18 protein-coding genes are annotated in these 20,928 nt (G+C 65.6%); 9 read left to right on the top strand and 9 right to left on the bottom strand.

Going from position 1 to position 20,928, the window contains the following annotated elements; all coding sequences use genetic code 11:
- Positions 1–131 precede the first annotated feature (131 nt).
- The 6 genes from Q9235_RS22815 to Q9235_RS22790 all read left to right on the top strand — a co-directional run bounded on the left by Q9235_RS22815 (position 132) and on the right by Q9235_RS22790 (position 7,276).
- A complete protein-coding gene (locus Q9235_RS22815; protein WP_306224053.1) occupies positions 132–1,700 on the top strand; it encodes an ABC transporter substrate-binding protein in 1,569 nt (522 codons plus the stop codon).
- A 129-nt stretch (positions 1,701–1,829) separates the two neighbouring features.
- Positions 1,830–2,822, top strand: a complete 993-nt coding sequence (locus tag Q9235_RS22810; RefSeq protein WP_306224052.1) for an ABC transporter permease — start codon at positions 1,830–1,832, stop codon at positions 2,820–2,822.
- On the top strand, positions 2,812–3,747 hold the full coding sequence (locus tag Q9235_RS22805; RefSeq protein ID WP_306224051.1) for an ABC transporter permease: 936 nt from the start codon (positions 2,812–2,814) through the stop codon (positions 3,745–3,747). Before Q9235_RS22810 ends, Q9235_RS22805 begins: the two co-directional genes overlap by 11 nt.
- Before the next feature lie 82 nt (positions 3,748–3,829).
- On the top strand, positions 3,830–5,293 hold the full coding sequence (locus Q9235_RS22800; protein WP_306228416.1) for an amidohydrolase family protein: 1,464 nt from the start codon (positions 3,830–3,832) through the stop codon (positions 5,291–5,293).
- The gene (locus Q9235_RS22795) at positions 5,290–6,279 is read left to right on the top strand and encodes an ABC transporter ATP-binding protein (RefSeq protein ID WP_306224050.1); all 990 of its coding nucleotides are present in this window, start codon (positions 5,290–5,292) and stop codon (positions 6,277–6,279) included. The genes Q9235_RS22800 and Q9235_RS22795 overlap by 4 nt, the downstream gene beginning before the upstream one ends.
- On the top strand, positions 6,272–7,276 hold the full coding sequence (locus Q9235_RS22790; protein ID WP_306224049.1) for an ABC transporter ATP-binding protein: 1,005 nt from the start codon (positions 6,272–6,274) through the stop codon (positions 7,274–7,276). Before Q9235_RS22795 ends, Q9235_RS22790 begins: the two co-directional genes overlap by 8 nt.
- A gap of 475 nt (positions 7,277–7,751) precedes the next feature.
- On the opposite strand, the gene Q9235_RS22785 is transcribed toward Q9235_RS22790, so the two are convergent.
- Positions 7,752–8,183 (bottom strand): OsmC family protein, encoded by a 432-nt coding sequence (locus Q9235_RS22785; RefSeq protein WP_173048390.1) that lies wholly within the window; start codon positions 8,181–8,183, stop codon positions 7,752–7,754.
- Between the two features lie 160 nt (positions 8,184–8,343).
- Here Q9235_RS22785 and Q9235_RS22780 point away from each other — a divergent pair, with 160 nt between their 5' ends.
- The gene (locus Q9235_RS22780; protein WP_306224048.1) at positions 8,344–8,640 is read left to right on the top strand and encodes an antibiotic biosynthesis monooxygenase; all 297 of its coding nucleotides are present in this window, start codon (positions 8,344–8,346) and stop codon (positions 8,638–8,640) included.
- 97 nt (positions 8,641–8,737) lie between these two features.
- On the opposite strand, the gene Q9235_RS22775 is transcribed toward Q9235_RS22780, so the two are convergent.
- The 7 genes from Q9235_RS22775 to Q9235_RS22745 form a co-directional block, all read right to left on the bottom strand.
- The gene (locus tag Q9235_RS22775; RefSeq protein WP_306224047.1) at positions 8,738–10,396 is read right to left on the bottom strand and encodes an OFA family MFS transporter; all 1,659 of its coding nucleotides are present in this window, start codon (positions 10,394–10,396) and stop codon (positions 8,738–8,740) included.
- A 95-nt stretch (positions 10,397–10,491) separates the two neighbouring features.
- A complete protein-coding gene (locus Q9235_RS22770) occupies positions 10,492–10,749 on the bottom strand; it encodes a formate dehydrogenase subunit delta (RefSeq protein WP_306224046.1) in 258 nt (85 codons plus the stop codon).
- Positions 10,746–11,588 carry a formate dehydrogenase accessory sulfurtransferase FdhD gene (gene fdhD, locus Q9235_RS22765; RefSeq protein WP_306224045.1) on the bottom strand — a complete coding sequence of 281 codons (843 nt, stop codon included), beginning with the start codon at positions 11,586–11,588 and terminating at the stop codon, positions 10,746–10,748. The genes Q9235_RS22770 and fdhD overlap by 4 nt, the downstream gene beginning before the upstream one ends.
- Positions 11,575–14,457, bottom strand: a complete 2,883-nt coding sequence (fdhF, locus tag Q9235_RS22760) for a formate dehydrogenase subunit alpha (RefSeq protein ID WP_306224044.1) — start codon at positions 14,455–14,457, stop codon at positions 11,575–11,577. The genes fdhD and fdhF overlap by 14 nt, the downstream gene beginning before the upstream one ends.
- A 10-nt stretch (positions 14,458–14,467) precedes the next feature.
- Positions 14,468–16,033, bottom strand: coding sequence for a formate dehydrogenase beta subunit (locus Q9235_RS22755; protein WP_306224043.1), 1,566 nt, complete (start codon positions 16,031–16,033; stop codon positions 14,468–14,470).
- On the bottom strand, positions 16,030–16,506 hold the full coding sequence (locus Q9235_RS22750) for an NAD(P)H-dependent oxidoreductase subunit E (RefSeq protein WP_306224042.1): 477 nt from the start codon (positions 16,504–16,506) through the stop codon (positions 16,030–16,032). The genes Q9235_RS22755 and Q9235_RS22750 overlap by 4 nt, the downstream gene beginning before the upstream one ends.
- A gap of 228 nt (positions 16,507–16,734) precedes the next feature.
- Entirely contained in the window at positions 16,735–17,649 is a 915-nt protein-coding gene (locus Q9235_RS22745; protein ID WP_306224041.1) for a LysR family transcriptional regulator, read from the bottom strand.
- Between the two features lie 209 nt (positions 17,650–17,858).
- Here Q9235_RS22745 and Q9235_RS22740 point away from each other — a divergent pair, with 209 nt between their 5' ends.
- Positions 17,859–18,890, top strand: coding sequence for an LLM class flavin-dependent oxidoreductase (locus tag Q9235_RS22740; RefSeq protein ID WP_306224040.1), 1,032 nt, complete (start codon positions 17,859–17,861; stop codon positions 18,888–18,890).
- Positions 18,891–18,941: 51 nt separating this feature from the next.
- On the opposite strand, the gene Q9235_RS22735 is transcribed toward Q9235_RS22740, so the two are convergent.
- The gene (locus Q9235_RS22735) at positions 18,942–19,439 is read right to left on the bottom strand and encodes an Lrp/AsnC family transcriptional regulator (protein WP_149131193.1); all 498 of its coding nucleotides are present in this window, start codon (positions 19,437–19,439) and stop codon (positions 18,942–18,944) included.
- Positions 19,440–19,668: 229 nt separating this feature from the next.
- On the opposite strand from Q9235_RS22735, the gene Q9235_RS22730 reads away from it, so the two are divergent.
- A complete protein-coding gene (locus tag Q9235_RS22730) occupies positions 19,669–20,928 on the top strand; it encodes a 3-methyl-2-oxobutanoate dehydrogenase (2-methylpropanoyl-transferring) subunit alpha (protein WP_306224039.1) in 1,260 nt (419 codons plus the stop codon).

The raw sequence follows: 20,928 nt of genomic DNA, 5'->3' as shown, positions 1-20,928 counted from the left end.
TCGTATGCAAGTATGCCTGATAATCGCACACGAAAATGGCGCGCAAAGCGCCAGGTGCATAACGGGACGGCAGAACGCGACCGACACTCGGCGGGTCCGGAGGCCTGTCGATGCAAAAAGGGGAGAAGTCGATGAAGAAGGCCTGGTTGCTGGCGGCCGTCGCTGCCTTTGCGCTCACGGGAGCTGCGGAAGCCAAGACGCTCAAATGGGGCGCGTCGCGCGAGATCGCCTCGCTCGATCCTTATTCCTATGGCGAGACCTTCACGCTCGCCGTCCTGAACCACGTCTATGAAGGGCTCGTGCGCTATACCGGCGATCTCAAGATCGAGCCGGCTCTGGCCGAGTCCTGGGAGACGGTGTCACCGACCGTCTGGCGCTTCAAGCTGCGCCAGGGCGTCAAGTTCCACAATGGCAACCCCTTCACCGCCGACGACGTCATCGCCTCGCTGGCCCGCGTCACCCACGACACCTCGCCGCTCAAGGGCAATCTTCCGGCCTATAAGAGCTCGAAGAAGATCGACGATTACACGATCGAGCTCGAGGTCAACGGCCCTTATCCTCTGCTGCTGAACGACCTCACCAACATCTTCATCTTCGACAAGGAGTGGATGGAGGCGAACAACTCGCTGCTCCCAACCGATTCCGGCAAGGGCGTGAAGGGCTACGCTACCGACAATGCCAACGGCACCGGCCCGTTCAAGGTCGAGAGCCGCCGTGCCGATTCCAAGACGGTCTTCGTCAAGAACGCCGGCTGGTGGGACAAGCCGAAGCACAATATCGACGTGATCGAGTTCTCGCCGATCACTTCGTCATCGACCCGTGTCGCGGCCATGCTGTCGGGCGAGATCGACTACACCAACGTCGCCCCGCTGCAGGACCTGCCGCGCCTCTCCGCCTCGCCGGACGTCAAGGTGCTGCAGACCAACGAATTGCGCTCGGTCTTCTTCGCCCTCAACCTCGGCGACAAGCTGATCGAGAGCGACGTCAAGGATAAAAACCCCTTCAAGGACATCCGTGTCCGCGAGGCGCTCTATCGGGCCATTGACATCGATGCGGTGCAGAAGCGCGCCATGCGTGGCCTGTCGCGCAACACCGGCGCGCTCGTCGCCCCGGCGATCCCTGGCTACGAGCCCTCGCAGGATGAGCGCCTGCCCTTCGACCTGAACGGCGCCAAGAAGCTCCTGGCCGATGCCGGCTATCCCAACGGCTTCTCGTTCCAGATCAACTGCCAGAGCGACTCGCTCGTCAACGAGGAGGAGTTCTGCCAGGCGGTCGCGGCGATGTGGTCGCGCGCCGGCCTGAAGCCGAATCTCAGCATGGCCCCGCGCAGTCAGCAGACGCCGAAGCGCGTCAAGGGCGAGTTCGACGTCATCTCTTTCGGCTGGGCCAACGAGCCGATGATCGACGCCTATTCCCTGCTGGTGCAGGTGCTGCGTTCCAAAAGCGGCACCGGCGGCGTCTTCAACTGGGGCAACTGGGGCGATCCGCGGATCGACGCGCTGATCGACAAGGCCGGCGTCGAGCTCGACACGCCCAAGCGCATCGAGATGATGAAGGAAGCGCTCAAGATCGCCAAGAAGGAGCAGCTCTTCATCCCGCTGCATCAGCAGCCGATGGCCTGGGCGATGCGCAGCACGGTCGTCTCGACGGTGCAGGCCTCGGACAATAAGCCGCGGCTGTGGCTGACCGTGATGAAGTGAGGCTGACGCGGTCGACCGCCATGGCCGGGCTTGACCCTGGCCGTGGCGCAAACCAGCGCCTCTTCTCCTGAAGTTCCCGGGTCTTCGCCGCGCGAAGCCCGGGAATGACGCCGGAACGCAGGAGTTCCCATGCCGGCCTTTCTCTTGAAGCGACTGCTCAATGCCGCTGGCGTCATGCTGGCGGTGGCCTTTCTCGCCTTCCTGATCTTTCGCTTCGTCGGCGACCCCGTGGAGCTGATGCTGAACGAGCAGGCGAGCCAGCAGCAGCGCGATGAATTGCGCGTCCGCCTCGGCCTCGACAAGGGCTTCGTGCTGCAATACGCGACCTTCGTCAGCAATGCCGTGCGCGGCGATTTCGGCATTTCCTACCGCAACCAGCAGGACGTGTTCACGCTGATCTCGGAGCGTTTCCCGGCGACCTTCGAGCTGGTTCTGGTCGCGACCTTCCTGTCGCTCGCCGTCGGCGTTCCCTTGGGCGTCTACACCGCGATCCGGCGAGACAGTTTCCTCGCCAAGACCCTGCAATTCGTCTCGGTGCTTGGAGTTTCCCTGCCGAGCTTCGCGCTCGGCATCCTGTTTATCCTGATCTTCTCGGTGACGCTGCAATGGCTGCCGGCCTTCGGGCGCGGCGAGGTTGTTCAGATCGGCTGGTGGAGCACGGGCCTGCTGACCGCCTCCGGCCGCAAGGCGCTGATCCTGCCGAGCATCACGCTCTCGCTCTTCCAGATCACGCTGGTGATGCGGCTCGTCCGCGCCGAGATGCTCGAGACCATGCGCACCGATTTCATCCGCTTCGCCCGGGCGCGCGGCCTGCCGTCCCGTGCCGTCCATTTCGGCCATGCTTTGCGCAACTGCCTGATGCCGGTCATCACCGTCACCGGCCTGCAGATCGGCAACCTCATCGCCTTCGCGCTGGTCACCGAGACGGTGTTCCAGTGGCCGGGCATGGGCATGCTCTTCGTCCAGGCGGTGACCTTCGTCGATATCCCGGTGATGGCAGCCTACCTGATCGTCGTCTCCTTCATCTTCGTCACCCTCAACACGCTGGTGGACCTGACCTATGCCTGGGTCGATCCGCGACTGCGCGAGGACGCGCTGACGGGAGGCGCAAATGCCCGCTGATACCGTGAAGAAACCAGGCCGCCTGCGCCGCTTCCTCGACAGCGATATCGGCTGGAGTTTCTGCCACACGCCGGTGGCCTGGCTCTCGACGCTGGTGCTGGCGCTGCTCGTCCTGAGCGCGCTCTTTGCCCCGCTGATCGCGCCGCAGAACCCCTACGACCTCGCCCAGGTCTTCATCGACAAGGCCGAGATCCCGCCGATCTGGCAGGATGGCGGCGAATGGCCCTTCCTGCTCGGCACCGATCCGCAGGGGCGCGACGTGCTCTCGGCCATCCTCTACGGCTCGCGAATCTCGCTGATCATCGGCTTCTCCGCCGTGGTCGTCTCGATGCTGATCGGCGTCTCGATCGGGCTCACGGCCGGCTTTCATGGCGGGCGCATCGACAACATCCTGATGCGGCTCGGCGACACCGTGCTCTCGATCCCGACGCTGCTGATGGCGATCCTGGTCTCGGCGATCTTCCGCGAGATGCTGCCGCCGGCCCTGCGCGAGCCCTTCTCCGCCGTGGTGCTTGTGCTGTCGATCGCGCTGACGAGCTGGGTGCAATATGCCCGCACCGTGCGCGCGCTGACCATGGTCGAGCGCCGCAAGGAATACGTGCTCGCCGCCCGCATCATCAAGGTGCCGGCGACGCGGATCATGGGCCGCCATATCCTGCCCAACACCATGACGCCTGTGATGGTCTCGGCGACGCTGAGCCTCGGCCTCGCCATCCTCTCGGAGGCGACGCTCTCCTTTCTCGGCGTCGGCATGCCGATCACCCAGCCTTCGCTCGGCACGCTGATCCGCATCGGCAACCAGTACCTGTTCTCCGGCTCATGGTGGCTCGTCGTCTTCCCTTCGCTTCAGCTCGGCCTGATCGTGCTCTCGGTCAACCTGCTGGGCGACTGGCTGCGCGATGCGCTGAACCCGAAGCTGCGCTGAGGCCATTGTCCGCAATGGCATTTTTGATGAGGACTAGCCTGTGAGCCTGCAAGCCAAGAAGCGCCCCGAAGGCCGCATCCTGATGACCGCCCGCTGGGTCGTCGGCCACAAGGACGGCCGCCATCGCCTCTATGAGAACGGCGAGGTCGTCTTCGAGAACGGCGAGGTCGTCTTCGTCGGCCACGGTTTCCCCGGCGAGGTCGCGCGCCGGATCGACTATGGCCATGCCCTGATCGGACCGGGCTTCGTCGATTGCGACGCCCTTTCCGACCTCGACACCACCATCCTCGGCTATGACAACCAGCCGGCCTGGAAGAAGGGGCGCGTCTGGCCGCGCAGCTATCTCGAGGCCGGCCCCTACGAGATGTATACGCGCGAGGAGCTGGCCTTCCAGAAGCGCTATGCCTTCTCCCAGTTGATCCGCAACGGCATCACCACGGCGCTGCCGATCGCCTCTCTGTTCTACCGCGCCTGGGGCGAGACGGTGCAGGAATTCGAGGATGCCGCGGCTGCCGCCGCCGATCTCGGCATGCGCGCCTATCTCGGCCCGGCCTATCGCACCGGCAATCAGGTCGTCGAAAGCGACGGACGCGTCGTCACCTATTACGAGGAGGAGCGCGGCCTCGCCGAGCTCGACGCGGCCATCGATTTCGCCAGGCGCCATGAGGGCCAGGCCGGTGGCTTGATCCGCGCGATGTTCGCGCCCGATCGCATCGAGACCTCGACGGCCGAGCTCCTGCGCCGCACCGCGGCCGCCTCGCGCGAGCTCGATATCCCCGTCCGGCTGCATTGCTGCCAGTCGAAGATCGAATACGATCTCGTCCTCGCCCAGCACGGCATGAGCCCGCCGGAATGGCTGGAGAGCCTCGGCTTCCTCAACGAGCGCTGTCTGCTGCCGCATGGCACCGTCGTCTCCGGCAGCCGCCTGATCGACCGTCCCGGCCGCGATCTCGAGATCATCCGCGATTCCGGCGCCAGCATCGTGCATTGCCCGCTCGTCTCGGGCCGGCACGGCAACAGCATCAATCATTTCGGTAGCTATCGCGCCATGGGCCTGAACATCGCCATGGGTACCGATACCGCCCCGCCGGACATGGTGATGAACATGCAGACCGGCATGATCCTCTCCCGCACCATGGCCGGCAATGTCGGCGCAGTGCGCTCCGAGGACTATTACGACGCCGCGACCATCGGCGGTGCGGATGCGCTCCAGCGCCCCGATCTCGGCCGCCTCCAGCCGGGTTCGCGCGCCGACATCACCGTCTTCGCGTTCGACCGGCCGCATAGCGGGCAGGTCATCGACCCGATCCAGACGATGATGCTGACCGGCCATGGCCGCGATTTCGCGACCGTGGTGATCGATGGCCGCTTCGTCATGGAGAACCGGGCGATCCCCGGCCAGGACGAGGCCGCCGACAACATCCGCGCCCAGAAGCAGTTCGAGGGCGTGATGGCACGTTATCCCGAGCGCACGCTCGGCCACCCGCCGATGAGCGAGATCTTCTCGTCGAGCTACGCCATCGAACGCAGCGAGGCCTCTGCATGAACGCGCCCGCCGCCCAGCCTCTCCTGTCCGTCCGCGACCTGCGCATTGTCTTCGATGGCCGCCACGGTCCGCTGACGGCGCTGGACGGCGTGTCCTTCGACATCGCGCCGGGGGAAATCCTCGGCGTGGTCGGCGAATCCGGGGCAGGCAAGTCCCTGACCGGCACGGCGGTGATCGGCCTGCTCGATCCGCCCGGCCGTGTCGACGGCGGCGAGATCCATCTTGCCGGCCAGCGCATCGACAACCTGCCGGCCGAGCAGATGCGCAAGCTGCGCGGCCGGCGCATCGGCGCGATCTTCCAGGACCCGCTGACCTCGCTGCATCCTTTGCTCAAGGTCGGCGACCAGCTCGTCGAGACCATCCTGACCCATCTGCCGGTCAGCCGGGCGGAGGCCCGCAAGCGCGCGCTCGACCTGCTCAAGGAGGTCGGCATCCCCGCCGCCGAGACGCGGATCGACCATTTCCCGCATCAGTTCTCCGGCGGCATGCGCCAGCGTGTCGTGATCGCGCTCGCGCTATGCGCCGAGCCCTCGCTGATCATCGCTGACGAGCCGACGACGGCGCTCGACGTCTCGATCCAGGCGCAGATCACCACGCTCCTGAAGCGGCTCTGCCGCGAGCACGGCACGGCGATCATGCTGGTCACCCACGACATGGGCGTCATCGCCGAGACCGCCGACCGGGTCGCGGTGATGTATGCCGGCCGCATCGTCGAGATCGGCCCGGTCCAGGAGGTGACGCGCCGGCCGAGCCATCCCTACACCGCCGGGCTGATGGCCTCGATCCCGAGCGTCCATGTCCGCCACGAGCATCTCAACCAGATCGACGGCGCCATGCCGCGTCTCAACGCCATCCCGCCGGGCTGCGCCTTCAATCCGCGCTGCGGCCGGGCGGAAGCCTTCTGCCGCGAGAACAAGCCCGGCCTGCCCCCGACCGGGCATGCCGCAGCCTGCCATTTCCCCCTGAAGGAGGCGGCCCATGCTTGAGCAGGTTTCGACGCTCGCCCCCGCCCGCGCCGTGGGCGACGACATCATCCTCGACGTCGCTGCCGCCTGCTGTCGCTTCGACGTCTCGGCGCCGGCCCTGTCGCGGCTGCTCTCGAAGGAACCGCGGCGCATCCTGCGCGCGGTCGAGAACGTCTCCTTCACGGTCAGGCGCGGCACCACCTTCAGCATCGTCGGCGAATCCGGCTGCGGAAAATCGACGCTTGCCCGCATGGTCGTAGGCCTCCAGCGCCCGACCGAGGGCCGGCTCAGCTTCCGCGACATCCGTCGCGCCGACGGCACCATCGGCCCGCCGCGCGTGCAGATGATCTTCCAGGACCCCTATGCCTCGCTCAATCCGCGCTGGCGCGTCGGCGACATCATCGCCGAGCCGATCCGCGAGTTGAACCTGCGCGCCGACGAGGCGGCGATCCAGCAGCGCGTCGGCGACCTGCTGGAAGTCGTCGGCCTGTCGCGCACCGATGCGAGCCGTTATCCGCACGCCTTCTCCGGCGGCCAGCGCCAGCGCATCTCGATTGCGCGTGCGCTCGCGACCGAGGCCGATTTTCTCGTCTGCGACGAGCCGACCTCGGCGCTCGACGTCTCCGTGCAGGCGCAGATCCTCAACCTGATGGTGCGGTTGCAGAAGGAATTCGGGCTGACCTATCTCTTCATCAGCCACAATCTATCGGTCGTCCGGCACATGTCGGACGATCTCGCGATCATGTATCTCGGCCGCTTCGTCGAGGCCGGGCCGGCCGAGCAGGTCTTCACCCGGCCGCAGCACCCCTATACGCGCCTGCTGCTCGACACGATCCCCGATGTCGAGCGGCCGAACCGGGAGCGTCGGCCGATGTCCGGCGAGGTGCCGAGCCCGATCAGCCCGCCGGCCGGCTGCACCTTCAACCCGCGCTGCGCGCAAGCCGCCGATCGCTGCCGAGTCGACCGGCCGGAGCTGCGGCAACTGGGTGGCGTCGAGGTGTCCTGCCATTTCGCCTGAGGCGACGGGTTACCCTGTGATTCCGGATTTACGTCTGTGCGAGGCGCCGGAATCATCTAGAGCAGTCTCGGTTCGAAGCGACTGGCTCGTCTTATGATTCAGGGTTCAATTTTAAGTTCGATAATTTTATTAGATATGCGATAGCCAAAGTTTCCTCAAAGAAGCTCTTTTTGTGAATCTTATGATTGCGTTCACAATAAAAAACTTCATACCCGCCACAATATTCTATGATACAGTACTTATCTTCCCATTTATAGTTTTCGTTGGTTTCCATAATTGAGATGGAGCGAGCCGACGGGTGATTTTCGGCAAATGATTTCAATTCAGATATGGTATTCAACTTTTTGAACATTCTGACACCAAGGCGTCACCGTGCTTTTGTGATTGGCTTGGATATCCGCCTCCGCGTCAAGCCATCAATCCGAAAGCCCCGCACCGATCGTTTGATGCAGGGCCAACGGTGGTCAGGGCGCGCTCAACCCACCAGCGTCGCTTCCAGCGTGATCGGCGCCTTGAGCAGCTTCGAGACCGGGCAGCCGGCCTTGGCCTTGTCGGCCAGCGACTGGAAGGTGGCCTGGTCGGTGCCAGGCACCTTGCCCTTGAGCGTCAGGTGGATCGCGGTGATGGCGTAGCCGTCATCGAGCTTGTCGAGCGTCACGCGCGCCGTGGTGTCGAGCGCATCGGCCTTGAGATCGGCCTCACCCAGGATCAGCGAGAGCGCCATGGTGAAGCAGGCGGCATGCGCCGCGCCGATCAGCTCTTCGGGATTGCTGCCGGGCTTGCCCTCGAAGCGGCTGGCAAAGCCGTAAGGATAGGCGTCGAGCGCCTTGGTCTCGGTCGAGATCGTGCCCTTGCCGTCCTTGATGCCGCCTTCCCAATGGGCCGAGCCGGTCTTGTTGATCGCCATGATGCTGTCTCCTGTTCGAGTTTCGGAGGGCTATCCTGCTTCCGGAAAGCTACCTTTTGACAACGGCCCAGCGCCCCTCGGGTTCACCGGCATATGAGCGCGACGAGGACAAGAACGCCGAATTGCCGTAAAGTCATCGCTCCGAACGCTGGAGGCTGCGATGACTGCATTCAATGCCGTTCGTTTCAAGGTGAAGCCGGGGATGGAGACCGCTTTTCTCGATGCCCACCGCAACGTCGCGGCCGACTGGCCGGGCCTGCGCCACGCCAACATCATCGCGGCCGGCGAGGGGCGCTACTGCATCATCGCGGAATGGGAGAGCATGGACGCGATGGCGGCGGCCCGCCCGCAGATGATCGCCACGCTCAACGGCTTTCGTCACACGCTCGACGATCTCGGCAACGGGCTCGGCGTCACCGATCCGATTGCCGGTTCAGTCGCTCTTTCGCTGAAATAGGACCCGCCGCTCCGCGCGGCCGTGGGCTGCGTCGCAAGAGAAAGACCCGCACCGATCGCTCGATGCGGGCCCTCGGATTGGCCGGTGATGTCGCTGCTCAGCGGAACAGCGCCAGTGACTTCGACAGCGTGATCCAGACGCCCCAGGCGATCGGCAGGCCGACCACGGCCCAGGCCAGCAGGGCCGTGCCGTCGAAACCACCCTTGCCGATGCCGTAGGAGCCGTAATGAGCGGCGGCGTCGACGCTCGCCGACCGCTTCTGCAGCGCCGCGACCTCGGCATCCTTCATGAACCATTTGGCCGCGACCGGGCGGACCAGCAGGTTGCAGAGGAAGCCGAGCACCAGCATGCCCGCGAGGATATACATGGTGCGGTCATAGACCTGCGCGCGTGGCACGCCGGCATTGATCTGGGCTTCACGGATATAGTTCACCACGACAGGGCCGATGATGCCGGCGGTCGACCAGGCCGTCAGCAGACGGCCATGGATTGCGCCGACGAACTGCGTGCCGAACATGTCGGCGAGATAGGCCGGCACCGTCGCGAAGCCGCCGCCATACATCGACAGGATGATGCAGAAGAAGCCGACGAAGAGCGCGAGCGACCCGGCATGGGCCGCCCAGGGCGAGAGCGCGTAGAGCAGGATGCCCAGTCCGAAGAACGTGGCATAGGTCAGCTTGCGGCCGAGCTTGTCCGAGAGCGAGGCCCAGAAGAAGCGCCCGGCGATGTTGAACAGAGAGAGCAGGCCGACAAAGGCCGCCGCGATCGTGGCGATCTGCGTCTTCTGCGCGGCGTCGAGCGCGGCAAAGCCGATCTCGGGCTTGCCGATCAGCGAGCCCGCGAAAATCTCCTGCAGCATCGGCGAGGCCATGCCGAGCACGCCGATACCGGCCGAGACGTTGAGCGTCAGCACCGACCAGATCAGCCAGAATTGCTTGGTCTTGTGCGCGTCCTTGAGATGCACATGGCCGGAGGTGATCATGGCGTTCTGGGTCGCCGGCGGGGTCCAGCCCTCGGGGCGCCAGTTGGCTGGCGGCACGCGATAGCCGAAGGTGCCGGCCATCATGAAGACGAAATAGATCGCGGCCATCGCGACGAAGGTCTGCCAGACGCCGACCGAGGCGGGCGTCTTGAAGTAGTTCATCAGCATGTCCGCCAGCGGCGAGCCGATCATCGCGCCGCCGCCGAAGCCCATGATCGCCATGCCGGTCGCCATGCCGCGCCGGTCCGGGAACCATTTCACCAGGGTCGAGACCGGCGAGATATAGCCGAGCCCGAGGCCGATGCCACCGATCACGCCGGAGCCAAGCCACATCAGCCAGAGCTGGTGCCAGTAGACGCCGAGCGCAGAGATCAGCAGGCCGCCGCACCAGCACAAGGTCGAGACGAAGGCGGCCTTGCGCGGACCGACGCGCTCGAGCCAGCCGCCCCAGATCGCGGCCGAGGAGCCGAGCAGCACGAAGAACAGCGTGTACATCCAGCCGAGATCGGCGACCTTCCAGTCGCAGGCCGTGGTGAAGAGCGAGCCGATCAGGCCGACATCAGCCGCGCAGGCGACGGGCTTGGTGATGCCGATCGCCTGGCTCAGCGGCAGCCAGAACACCGAGAAGCCATAGGCCATGCCGATGCACAGATGGATGCAGAGCGCGGCCGGGGGCACGAGCCAGCGGTTGAAGCCCGGCTTGGCGATGGTCCGTTCACGGTCGAGCAGGCCGATCCCGCCCCCGATCTGTCCGATATCGTCTGCGACACTCATTCCCCGGTTCCTTTCCCCATGGCTTCGCCGTTCGGGCCGGGTAGGGTCCCAGCTCGTTGTCATCTCTTGTCGCCGGCATGACCGGCGTCGGGCTGCTAACCTCCGCGCCCCGGCCTGATCTGCGGCAGGGCATGCCGCAGCAGGGGCGGAAGGTCCTCCGGCCGGTTGGCGAAGGCGGCGAGGAAGTCCCCGCGCATGCGTCCGGTCCAGAACTGGTTGATATGGTCGGCGACGGAATGGGCCGCTTCCGCCTCCGGATACGCCTTGAAGAAATCGGTGATCTGCCCGGCCATACGCCGGAGCTTCTCGACGTTCTCTGCGTGGTGATCGGTAGTCAGGCCAGCCTCCGTCATCGGGCGATCGTCTCGGATTCGGGCGCGAGCGCACCGGTGAAGACGATGCAGCCGTCGCGCCGCGCGACCGCCGCCAAGGTCAGGCCGAGATGCTTCGCCCGCTCGATTGCGAGCGAGGTCGGCGCCGAGATCGCGACCAGCGTGCCGGCGCCGAAGATCGCGGCCTTCTCGACCATCTCGAACGAGGCGCGGCTGGTGACGAGCAGGAAGCCTTCGCTCGCATCCGCGCCAGCCCGCAAGCGGGCGCCGATCAGCTTGTCGAGGGCGTTATGCCGGCCGACATCCTCGCGTACCGCCAGGATCGCGCCCGAGGCATCGCACCATGCGGCGCCATGAACGGCTCGGGTGAGCTGGTTAAGAGGCTGATGCTTGTCGAGTTCCGCGAGCGCGGCCTCGATCGCCGCGGCGGAGACAGCACGCGACGCTCGCGTCGCCGCATCGGCCATCGGGATTTCCTGGATGGTCTCGACGCCACAGAGGCCGCAGGAGGTCCGGCCCGAGAGATTGCGCCGCCGCGCCAGATGCTCGCGGAAGCGGCCCGGCGCGAGCTCGACCGTGACGATGACACCCTCGTCCTTGGGCTCGACGGCGATGCTGCGGATCTCGCCTGCGCCGCGCACGATGCCCTCCGTCAGGCTGAAACCGGTGACGAAATCCTCGAGATCGGACGGGCTCGCCATCATCACGGCATAGGGCATGTTGCCGTAGACGATGTTGATGGGAGTCTCGACCGCGACCTCGATCTCGCGCGCGTCATCCCGCGCCGCGCCGAAGCGCAGCGGCTGCGCCGTGACGGCGACCGAGGCCGGCGGCTGGGCTTCACGGTTATTCCGCGGCATCGGGCAGGCGCTCCGCGATCCGGCGCAAGGTCACGTCCTCCTCGAAATTCTTCTCCTGCCAGGCGGAGTAGGCGTTGGTGCGCCGGACGTCGACAGCGGTGACCTTGTATTCCGGGCAGTTCGTCGCCCAGTCCGAATAGTCGGTGGTGATGACGTTGGCGCCCGTCTTGGCGTGGTGGAAGGTGGTGTAGACCACGCCCGGCTGCATCCGCTCGGAAATCACGGCCCGGAGCGCGATGTCGCCCGAGCGGCTGGCGAGCGCCACGAGATCGCCGTCGCGGATGCCGCGGCTCTCGGCGTCGAAGGCGTGGATCTCCAGCACGTCCTCGTCATGCCAGGCGCCGTTCTCGGTCCGCCGCGTCTGCGCGCCGACATTGTATTGCGAGAGAATGCGGCCGGTGGTGAGCAGCAACGGGAAGCGCGGCCCCGTCCGCTCGTCGGTCGGGACGTATTCGGTGATCATGAACTTGCCCTTGCCGCGCACGAAGCGGTCGACATGCATCAGGGGCGTGCCGGTCGGGGCCTTGTCGTTGCAGGGCCACTGCACGGAGCCGAGCTTCTCCAGCTTGTCATAGGAGACGCCGGCGAAGCTGGGCGTCAGCCGCGCGATCTCGTCCATGATCTCGCTGGGGTGGCTGTAGCCCATCTCGTAGCCGAGCGCCCGCGCCAGCTCGATCGTGACCTGCCACTCGTCCTTGCCGGAGAGCGGCGCCATGACCTGCCGGACGCGGTTGATGCGCCGCTCGGCATTGGTGAAGGTGCCGTCCTTTTCCAGGAAGGAGGCGCCGGGCAAGAAGACATGGGCGTATTTCGCCGTCTCGTTCAGGAAGATGTCCTGGATGACGACGCATTCCATCGAGGCCAGCCCGGCCGTGACATGCTTGGTGTTCGGGTCGGATTGGGCGATGTCCTCGCCCTGGACATAAAGGCCCTTGAAGGTGCCCTCGACCGCCTCGTCGAGCATGTTGTTGATGCGTAGGCCCTGCTCGGGATCGAGCGGCACGCCCCAGAGCATCTCGAAGACCTGCCGGGTCGAATCGTCGGAGACGTGGCGATAGCCCGAGAACTCGTGCGGGAAGGAGCCCATGTCGCAGGAGCCCTGCACATTGTTCTGCCCGCGCAGCGGATTGATGCCGACGCCGTCGCGCCCGATATTGCCGGTCGCCATGGCCAGGTTGGCCATCGCCATGACAGTGGTCGAGCCCTGGCTGTGTTCGGTGACGCCGAGCCCGTAATAGATCGCGCCATTGCCGCCGGTGGCATAGAGCCGCGCCGCGGCGCGCACATCCGCCGCCGGCACGCCGGTATAGGCCTCGCTCGCCTCCGGCGAATTCTCCTCGCGGGCGACGAAACGGGCCCAGTGCTCGAAATCGCCGAGATCGCAGCGCTCGCGCACATAGGCCTCGTCGATCAGCCCTTCGGTGACGACGACATGGCTGAGCGCATTGAGCAGCGCGACATTGGTGCCGGGCCTGAGCGGCAGGTGGTAGTCCGCCTTGATGTGTGGCGACTGCACCATGTCGATCTTGCGGGGGTCGGCGACGATCAGGCGGGCGCCCTCGCGGATGCGCTTCTTCATGCGCGAGGCGAAGACCGGGTGGCCGTCGGTCGGGTTCGCGCCGATGACGAGAATGACGTCGGACTTGGCGACCGACTTGAAATCCTGCGTGCCAGCCGAGGTGCCGAGCGTCGTCCTGAGGCCATAGCCGGTCGGCGAATGGCAGACGCGGGCGCAGGTATCGACATTGTTGTTGCGGAAGGCGGCGCGCACCAGCTTCTGGACGAGGAAGACCTCCTCGTTGGTGCAGCGCGACGAGGTGATGGCGCCGACGGATTCACGACCGTACTTGGCCTGAATGCGCTTGAACTCCGAGGCCGCGTAATTGATCGCCTCTTCCCATGACACTTCGCGCCACGGGTCCGTGATCTTCGCCCGGATCATCGGCTTGGTCATGCGGTCGGTATGGGTCGCATAACCCCAGGCGAAGCGGCCCTTGACGCAGCTATGGCCCTCGTTCGCCTTGCCGTCCTTGTAAGGCACCATGCGGATGACGCGGTCGCCCTGCATCTCCGCCTTGAACGAGCAGCCGACGCCGCAATAGGCGCAGGTCGTGACCACAGAATGCTCGGGCTGGCCATGCTCGATGACCTTGTTCTCCATCAGCGTCGCCGTCGGGCAGGCCTGCACGCAGGCGCCGCAGGAGACGCATTCGGAGCCGAGAAAATCGGTCGGTCCCGCTGCGACGCGGGACTCGAAGCCGCGTCCCGTGATCGTCAGCGCGAAGGTGCCCTGCACCTCCTCGCAAGCGCGCACGCAGCGATTGCAGACGATGCATTTCGACGGATCGTAGGTGAAATACGGGTTGGACGTATCCTTCGCGAGCCAGTTCTCGTTGGCGAGCCCGTCCGATCCCTTGGCGAAGACGTGGTTCTCGCCCTCGTAGCCGTAGCGCACCTCGCGCAGGCCGACCGCGCCGGCCATGTCCTGCAATTCGCAATCGCCATTGGCCGAGCAGGTCAGGCAGTCCAGCGGATGGTCGGAGATATAGAGCTCCATCACGCCCTTACGCAGGCCGGAGAGGTTCTCCGACTGGGTGCGCACAATCATTCCGTCTTCTGCTGGAGTCGTGCATGACGCCGGCGTGCCGCGCCGCCCCTCGATCTCGACGAGGCAGAGCCGGCAGGAGCCGAAGGGTTCGAGCGAGTCCGTGGCGCAGAGCTTGGGGATCTTGGTGCCCAGGCTCATGGCGGCTGCCATCACCGAGGTGCCTGCCGGCACCGTGACGCTCTGGCCGTCGATGGTCAGCGTCACCGTCTTCTCGGAAAGCCGGATCGGCGTGCCGTAGTCGATTTCCTTGATCAGGCTCATTCTGGCCTCCTCACTCGGCCGCCAGAGGCAGCGGAGGACGGTCGAAATCCTCGGGGAAATGGTTCAGCGCGCTCAGCACCGGCATGGGGGTCAATCCGCCCATGGCGCAGAGCGAGGCATCGGTCATCAGCTTCGAGAGATCGCGCAGCACGGCGATGTTCTTAGGGATTTCGGCGCCGGCGATGATGCGATCCATCGTCTCGACGCCGCGCGTCGCGCCGATGCGGCAGGGCGTACACTTGCCGCAGGATTCCTTGGCGCAGAATTCGAAGGCGAAACGCGCTTGCTTCGCCATGTCGACGCTGTCGTCGAACACCACGATGCCGCCATGGCCGAGCATCGCGCGCATGGAAGCGAGCGCCTCGTAGTCCATCTGCACATCGAGTTGCTCGGCGGTGAGATAGGCGCCGAGCGGCCCACCGACCTGCACGGCCCGGATCGGCCGGCCCGACAGCGTGCCGCCGCCCATATCCTCGATGATCTCGCGGAGCGTGATGCCGAAAGCGAGTTCGATCAGCCCGCCGCGCTTGACGTTGCCGCCGAGCTGGATCGGCAGCGTGCCGCGCGAGCGGCCCATGCCGTAATCGGCATAGGCCTGCGCACCATGATCCATGATCCAGGGCACGGCCGCGAAGGAGAGCACGTTGTTGACGACGGTCGGCTTGCCGAAAAGGCCCTGCAAGGCCGGCAGCGGCGGCTTGGCCCGGACGATGGCGCGCTTGCCTTCGAGGCTTTCGAGCAGCGAGGTCTCCTCACCGCAGATATAGGCGCCGGCACCAAGCCTGACTTCGAGATGGAAGGCATGCTGCGAACCCAGCACCGAGGCGCCGATCAGCCCGGCGGCTTCGGCCTTCAGGATGGCGCGCTGAAGCGTGCGATGGGCATGCGGATATTCCGAGCGCAGATAGATATAGCCGCGCGTTGCGCCGACCGCGATCGCCGCGATCGTCATGCCCTCGATCACGAGATAGGGGTCGCCTTCGAACAGCATGCGGTCGGCGAAGGTGCCACTATCGCCCTCGTCGGCATTGCAGACGATGTATTTTTGCTCGGCCTTGGCGTCGTGGACGGTCTTCCACTTGATCCCGGTCGGGAAACCCGCCCCGCCGCGACCGCGCAGGCCGGACGCCTTCACAGCATCGACGATCTCGCCGCCGGTCAGGGCCAGCGCCTTCTCCAGCCCCTTGAAGCCGCCATGGGCGCGGTAATCGGCGATCGAGAGCGGGTCGGTGACGCCGACGCGCTCGAAGGTGAGGCGCTGCTGGCGCTTCATCCAGTCGAGCTCTTCGGTCTTGCCGAGGCGCAAGGCATGGGCGCCGCCCGAAGCGAAGCCGGCGTCGAAGAGCGCAGGCACATCCTTCGCCGTGGCCGGCCCGTAACCGATACGGCCCTCGGCCGTCTCGACCTCGACCATCGGCTCCAGCCAGAGCATGCCGCGCGAGCCGTTGCGGACGATCTCGACGGCAAGTCCGCGCGCCGCAGCCTCGCTGGCGATAGCCTGCGCGACAGCTTCCGCGCCGACCGACAGGGCGGCGGCGTCGATGGGAACGAAGATGCGAACCGGGTTGGCGCTCATGAATGCGCCCTTCCGTGCTGGCAGAGCCCGGCGATGCGAGCGGCATCGACGCGCCCGATCAATTCGCCGTCGACCAGGGCGGACGGCCCGAGCGCGCAATTGCCGAGACAATACACCGTTTCGACGATGGCGTCGCCAGCATGGTGATCATCGACCGCGATGCCATGCTTGGCGGATAGTTCTGCGACGACGCTTTCGCAGCCCAGAGCCTGGCAGGCCTCGGCGCGGCAGAGCTTGATCGTGCGCGCCGGCTGCGGGGCCGTCTTGAAGTCGTGATAGAAGGAGATCGCGCCATGGACCTCGGCGCGCGACAGGTTCAGCGCCTCCGCGATCAGCGGCACAGCCTGCGGGTCGACATAGCCGAACTCATCCTGAAGGGCGTGCAGCATCGGCAGCGTGGCGCCTTCGAGATGCGCCAGCCCCGCGACGATCATACGTGCGCTGTCCTGATCCCAGGCCGGATAAGCCGCCATCTTTCCTCCATAGGCCCGGTTCGCCGGACGCTCGTTGAAGCGAGGGGAGAGTGAAACTGGAATGATTTCAAATCGTTTCTTTTGAATGAGTGATAGTTTTTATCTATCAATATGCGGGGTGTCAGGGTGCTGGGGTGGTGTTGACGGGTCGCGTAGCCTTGAAAGTTTCGTGTCGAGGCGATTTTGCGCCGCACAATGCTGCGCTGCTTCTAAGACGATAGGCGAAGTCTATCGTATGATGGGCCGTCGCGGCAGCCCGGCATCCGCGACCGGCTTCGTCATCATCAGGAGGTTGCGCGCGAGCGGCGCCACCGGCTGCCGGTCCGCCACGATCAGGCCGATCGTGCGCTGCGCCTCAGGCTCGACCAGCGACAGCGCTTTCGTGCCGAGGGGCACGCCGAAGAATTCCAGCAATTGCAGCGAGACGATGCTGGCGACGCCCTGGATGCCGGCATGCGAGCACAGATTGAAGATCGAATTGGTCTCGATCATCGGCCGCGGCGCGGTGCCGACCGAGCGGAAGATGCCGTCGATGATGCGCCGGTTCTGCATGTCTCCGGTGAGCAGGCAGAGCTTCTGCTCGGCTGCTTCGGCCCAAGTGATGGTGTCGCGCGCGCCGAACGGGCCGTCCTCGCGCGTGAGCAGGACGTAGGATTCCTGGTAGATCGGCTTGGAGATCACCCGGTCGAGCGGCTCGTTGTCGAGATAGGTCAGCCCGACATCGAGCTCGAAATCGTCGATGCCCTGCTGGATTTCCTGCGAGGTCAGCGACAGCACGGTCAGCGACACCGCCGGATAGCGCTCGGAGAAGGGCGCGGTGATATGGGCGATCATCGGCAGCGCGGTCGGGATCGCGCCGAGCCTGATCCGGCCGGAGATGCCCTCGCGCAGCTCCGCGATCGAATCCTTCATCACCTCGGCTTCGGCGAGGATGCGCCGGGCATGGGCGAGCACGACCTCGCCCTCCTTGGTGAAGCCCTGGAAGCGCCGCCCGCGCTCGACGATCATCACGCCGAGCTCCTCCTCGAGCTGCACGATCGCAGCCGAGAGCGTCGGCTGCGAGACATGGCAGGCCTCGGCCGCGCGGCGGAAATGCTTCTCGCGGGCGAGCGCGTCGAGATAGACCAACTGGCGAATGATCATGGCGTCGGCTCGGAGGCGGCGGAAAGCGCCGCGCGCCCGAGCATCGGCAGCTTGCGCGGGCGATGCAAGCGCGGCGGTTGCATTCCTGCAAACAGCCTGTTGCTGGCGGGGCAACGCCCTGACAATTGCGCTGCGGCAATCCCGACCCTAACTCCCGGAGGCCGGGATGGCCGGCAGGCAAAAGGTCGCGCCGCGGCCTCGGGATGATCATGGCACAGGAACTGGAATTCGGGCTCGACACCTTCGGCGACGTCACCAACGGGGCGGACGGCAAACCGCTGCCGCATGCGCAGGTGATCCGCGATCTCGTCGACGAAGCCGTCCTGGCCGACCAGGTCGGCATCGATTTCATCGGTGTCGGCGAGCATCACCGCGCCGATTTCGCGGTCTCCTCGCCGGAGACGGTGCTGGCCGGCATGGCGACGCGCACCAGCCGGATCAAGCTCGGCTCGGCCGTTACCGTGCTGAGCTCGGACGATCCGATCCGCGTCTTCCAGCGCTTCGCGACGGTCGATGCGCTCTCGAGCGGGCGCGCCGAGGTCATTCTGGGGCGCGGCTCCTTCACCGAGTCCTTCCCGCTCTTCGGGCTCGACCTGCGCGATTACGAGAAGCTGTTCGAGGAGAAGCTCGATCTCTTCGCCGGCCTGCTGCCGCAGGAGCCGTTGACCTGGCAGGGCTCGACCCGACCGCCGCTGAAGGACCAACTCGTTTACCCGCCGGTGGAGAACGGTCCGCTCAAGACCTGGATCGGCGTCGGCGGCAGCCCGGAATCGGTGGTGCGCGCGGTGCGCTACGACCTGCCTTTGATGCTCGCCATCATCGGCGGCGATCCCTTGCGCTTCAAGCCGTTCGTGGATTTGTACCATCGCGCCTATGGCCAGATCGGCAAGCCGGCCAAGCCCGTCGGCGTGCATTCGCCGGGCTATGTCGCGGCGACCGACGAGCAGGCCAGGGAGGAGTTCTTCCCGGCCTACAAGCAGATGCGCGATCGCATCGGCGCCGAGCGCGGCTGGCCGCCGATGGGCCGCGACGAGTTCGAGCAGGAGGTCGCGCGCGGCTCGCTCTATCTCGGCTCGCCGGAAACGGTGGCCCGCAAGATCACTGCTACCGCCAAGGGACTGGGCATCGCCCGCTTCCAGCTCAAGTACAGCGCCGGCCCGCTGGCGCATGAGAAGGCGATGGAGTGCATCCGGCTCTACGGCGAGAAGGTCGTGCCGCTGGTGCGGGAGATGCTGGCCTGACGCCTTCCTGGAGGCCGTCATTCTCGGGTCAAGCCCGAGCGTGACGGCCGCTCACCCCACGACCTTCAGCGGATCGACCGACAGCGTCCGCTTCAGCGCCCTCAAGCCGAAGGTCGTCCGCGTCTGCCTGACGCCCGGAATGCGGTAGATCGTTCCGCGCAGGAAGCGCTCGTAATGGTCGGTGCCGCTGACCACGACCTTGGCGAGATAGTCGTACTCGCCGGTGACGAGATGCGCTTCGACCACCTCCGGCGCCCGGCTCAGCGCCTCGCCGCACTGGTCGAGCACCTTGTCGTCATGCTTGTCGAGCGTGATCTCGACGAAGACGATGTTGTTGTAGCCGAGCGCCTTGTGGTCGAGCAGGGCGACGTATTTCTCGATCGCGCCGGATTCCTCCAAGCGCTTTACCCGCGTCCAGCATGGCGAGGGCGAAAGTCCCACCTTCTCGGCCAGGGCCTGCGTCGTCAGCCGCCCGTCCTCCCGCAATGCAGCGAGAATCTTGCGATCGATCAGATCGAGAGCAGGACCATTCTGGCTCTTTTTGTTCATCGGATGATCATTCTGGAAATGGAAAGAAAGGCAGATGTTTCTTCTGTCTGATTTCGCCCTTTCCGGCAAATTCGGAATGAACCTCCGAACCGTCCTCGCTAGCGTTGGTTGCAAGGGGAACGATCGCCGGCCGGCTGTGCGTCCTGCCGCATCTCTGAAGAGCGCCCACAGGCGCTTGCGGGATGCGCGCGAAGGCGGAATGCTGGCGGCGTCAGGGATGGAGGCGCTCATGAGCAGCGACAAGTCAGGCCAGGCGCCGGCAGCAACCCAGCCACTGCAGTTCCATGTCCCCAAACCGGCGAGCCGTCCGGGCGAGAAGCCGGATTTCTCCCATGTCGTGATCCCGAAGGCCGGCTCCGTCGCGCGCCCGCCAGTCGATGTCGATCCCAAGGACATCCGCGACCTCGCCTATTCGATCATCCGCGTCCTCAATCGCGAGGGCGAGGCGGTGGGTCCCTGGGTGCCCGATCTCTCGCATGACGACCTGATCCGGGGCCTACGCCACATGATGACGCTGCGCACCTTCGACGGGCGCATGCAGATGGCGCAGCGCCAGGGCAAGACCTCGTTCTACATGCAGCACACCGGCGAGGAGGCGGTGAGCTGCGCCTTCCGCATCGCGCTCCAGCCCGGCGACATGAATTTCCCGACCTATCGTCAGGCCGGCCTGCTGATCGCGAACGACTATCCGCTCGTCGACATGATGAACCAGATCTATTCGAACGAGCGCGACCCGATGAAGGGCCGGCAATTGCCGGTGATGTACTCCTCCAAGGAGCACGGCTTCTTCTCGATCTCCGGCAATCTCGCGACCCAGTACGTTCAAGCCGTCGGCTGGGCGATGGCCTCGGCGATCAAGAACGACACCCGCATCGCCGCCGCTTGGATCGGCGACGGCTCGACCGCGGAATCGGATTTCCACGCCGCGCTGGTCTTCGCCTCGACCTACAAGGCGCCGGTCGTCCTCAATGTCGTCAACAACCAGTGGGCGATCTCGACTTTCCAGGGCATCGCGCGCGGCGGCTCCGGCACCTTTGCCGCAAGGGGGCTCGGCTTCGGCATCCCGGCGCTCCGCGTCGACGGCAACGACTACCTAGCCGTCTATGCGGTCGCGCAATGGGCGGTCGAGCGTGCCCGCCGCAATCTCGGGCCGACGCTGGTCGAATACGTCACCTATCGCGCCGGCGCCCATTCCACCTCGGACGACCCGTCCGCCTACCGGCCCAAGCACGAATCCGACGACTGGCCGCTTGGCGACCCGTTGATCCGCCTGAAGCAGCATCTGATCGCGGTCGGCGCCTGGTCGGAGGAGCGCCACAAACAGGCGGAGGCCGAGATCCTCGCCACCGTCATCGCCGCGCAGAAGGAGGCCGAGAGCTTCGGCACCCTGCATTCCGGCGGCAAGCCCTCGGCGCGCGACATCTTCGAGGACGTCTATGCCGAGCTGCCGCCGCATCTGCGCCGCCAGCGCCAGCAGATCGGAGTCTGA

Source organism: Bosea beijingensis, from assembly GCF_030758975.1.
Classification (GTDB): domain Bacteria; phylum Pseudomonadota; class Alphaproteobacteria; order Rhizobiales; family Beijerinckiaceae; genus Allobosea; species Allobosea beijingensis.
Note: the sequence above shows the minus strand (reverse complement) of the source record. Positions and strands in the feature narration are given on the sequence as shown.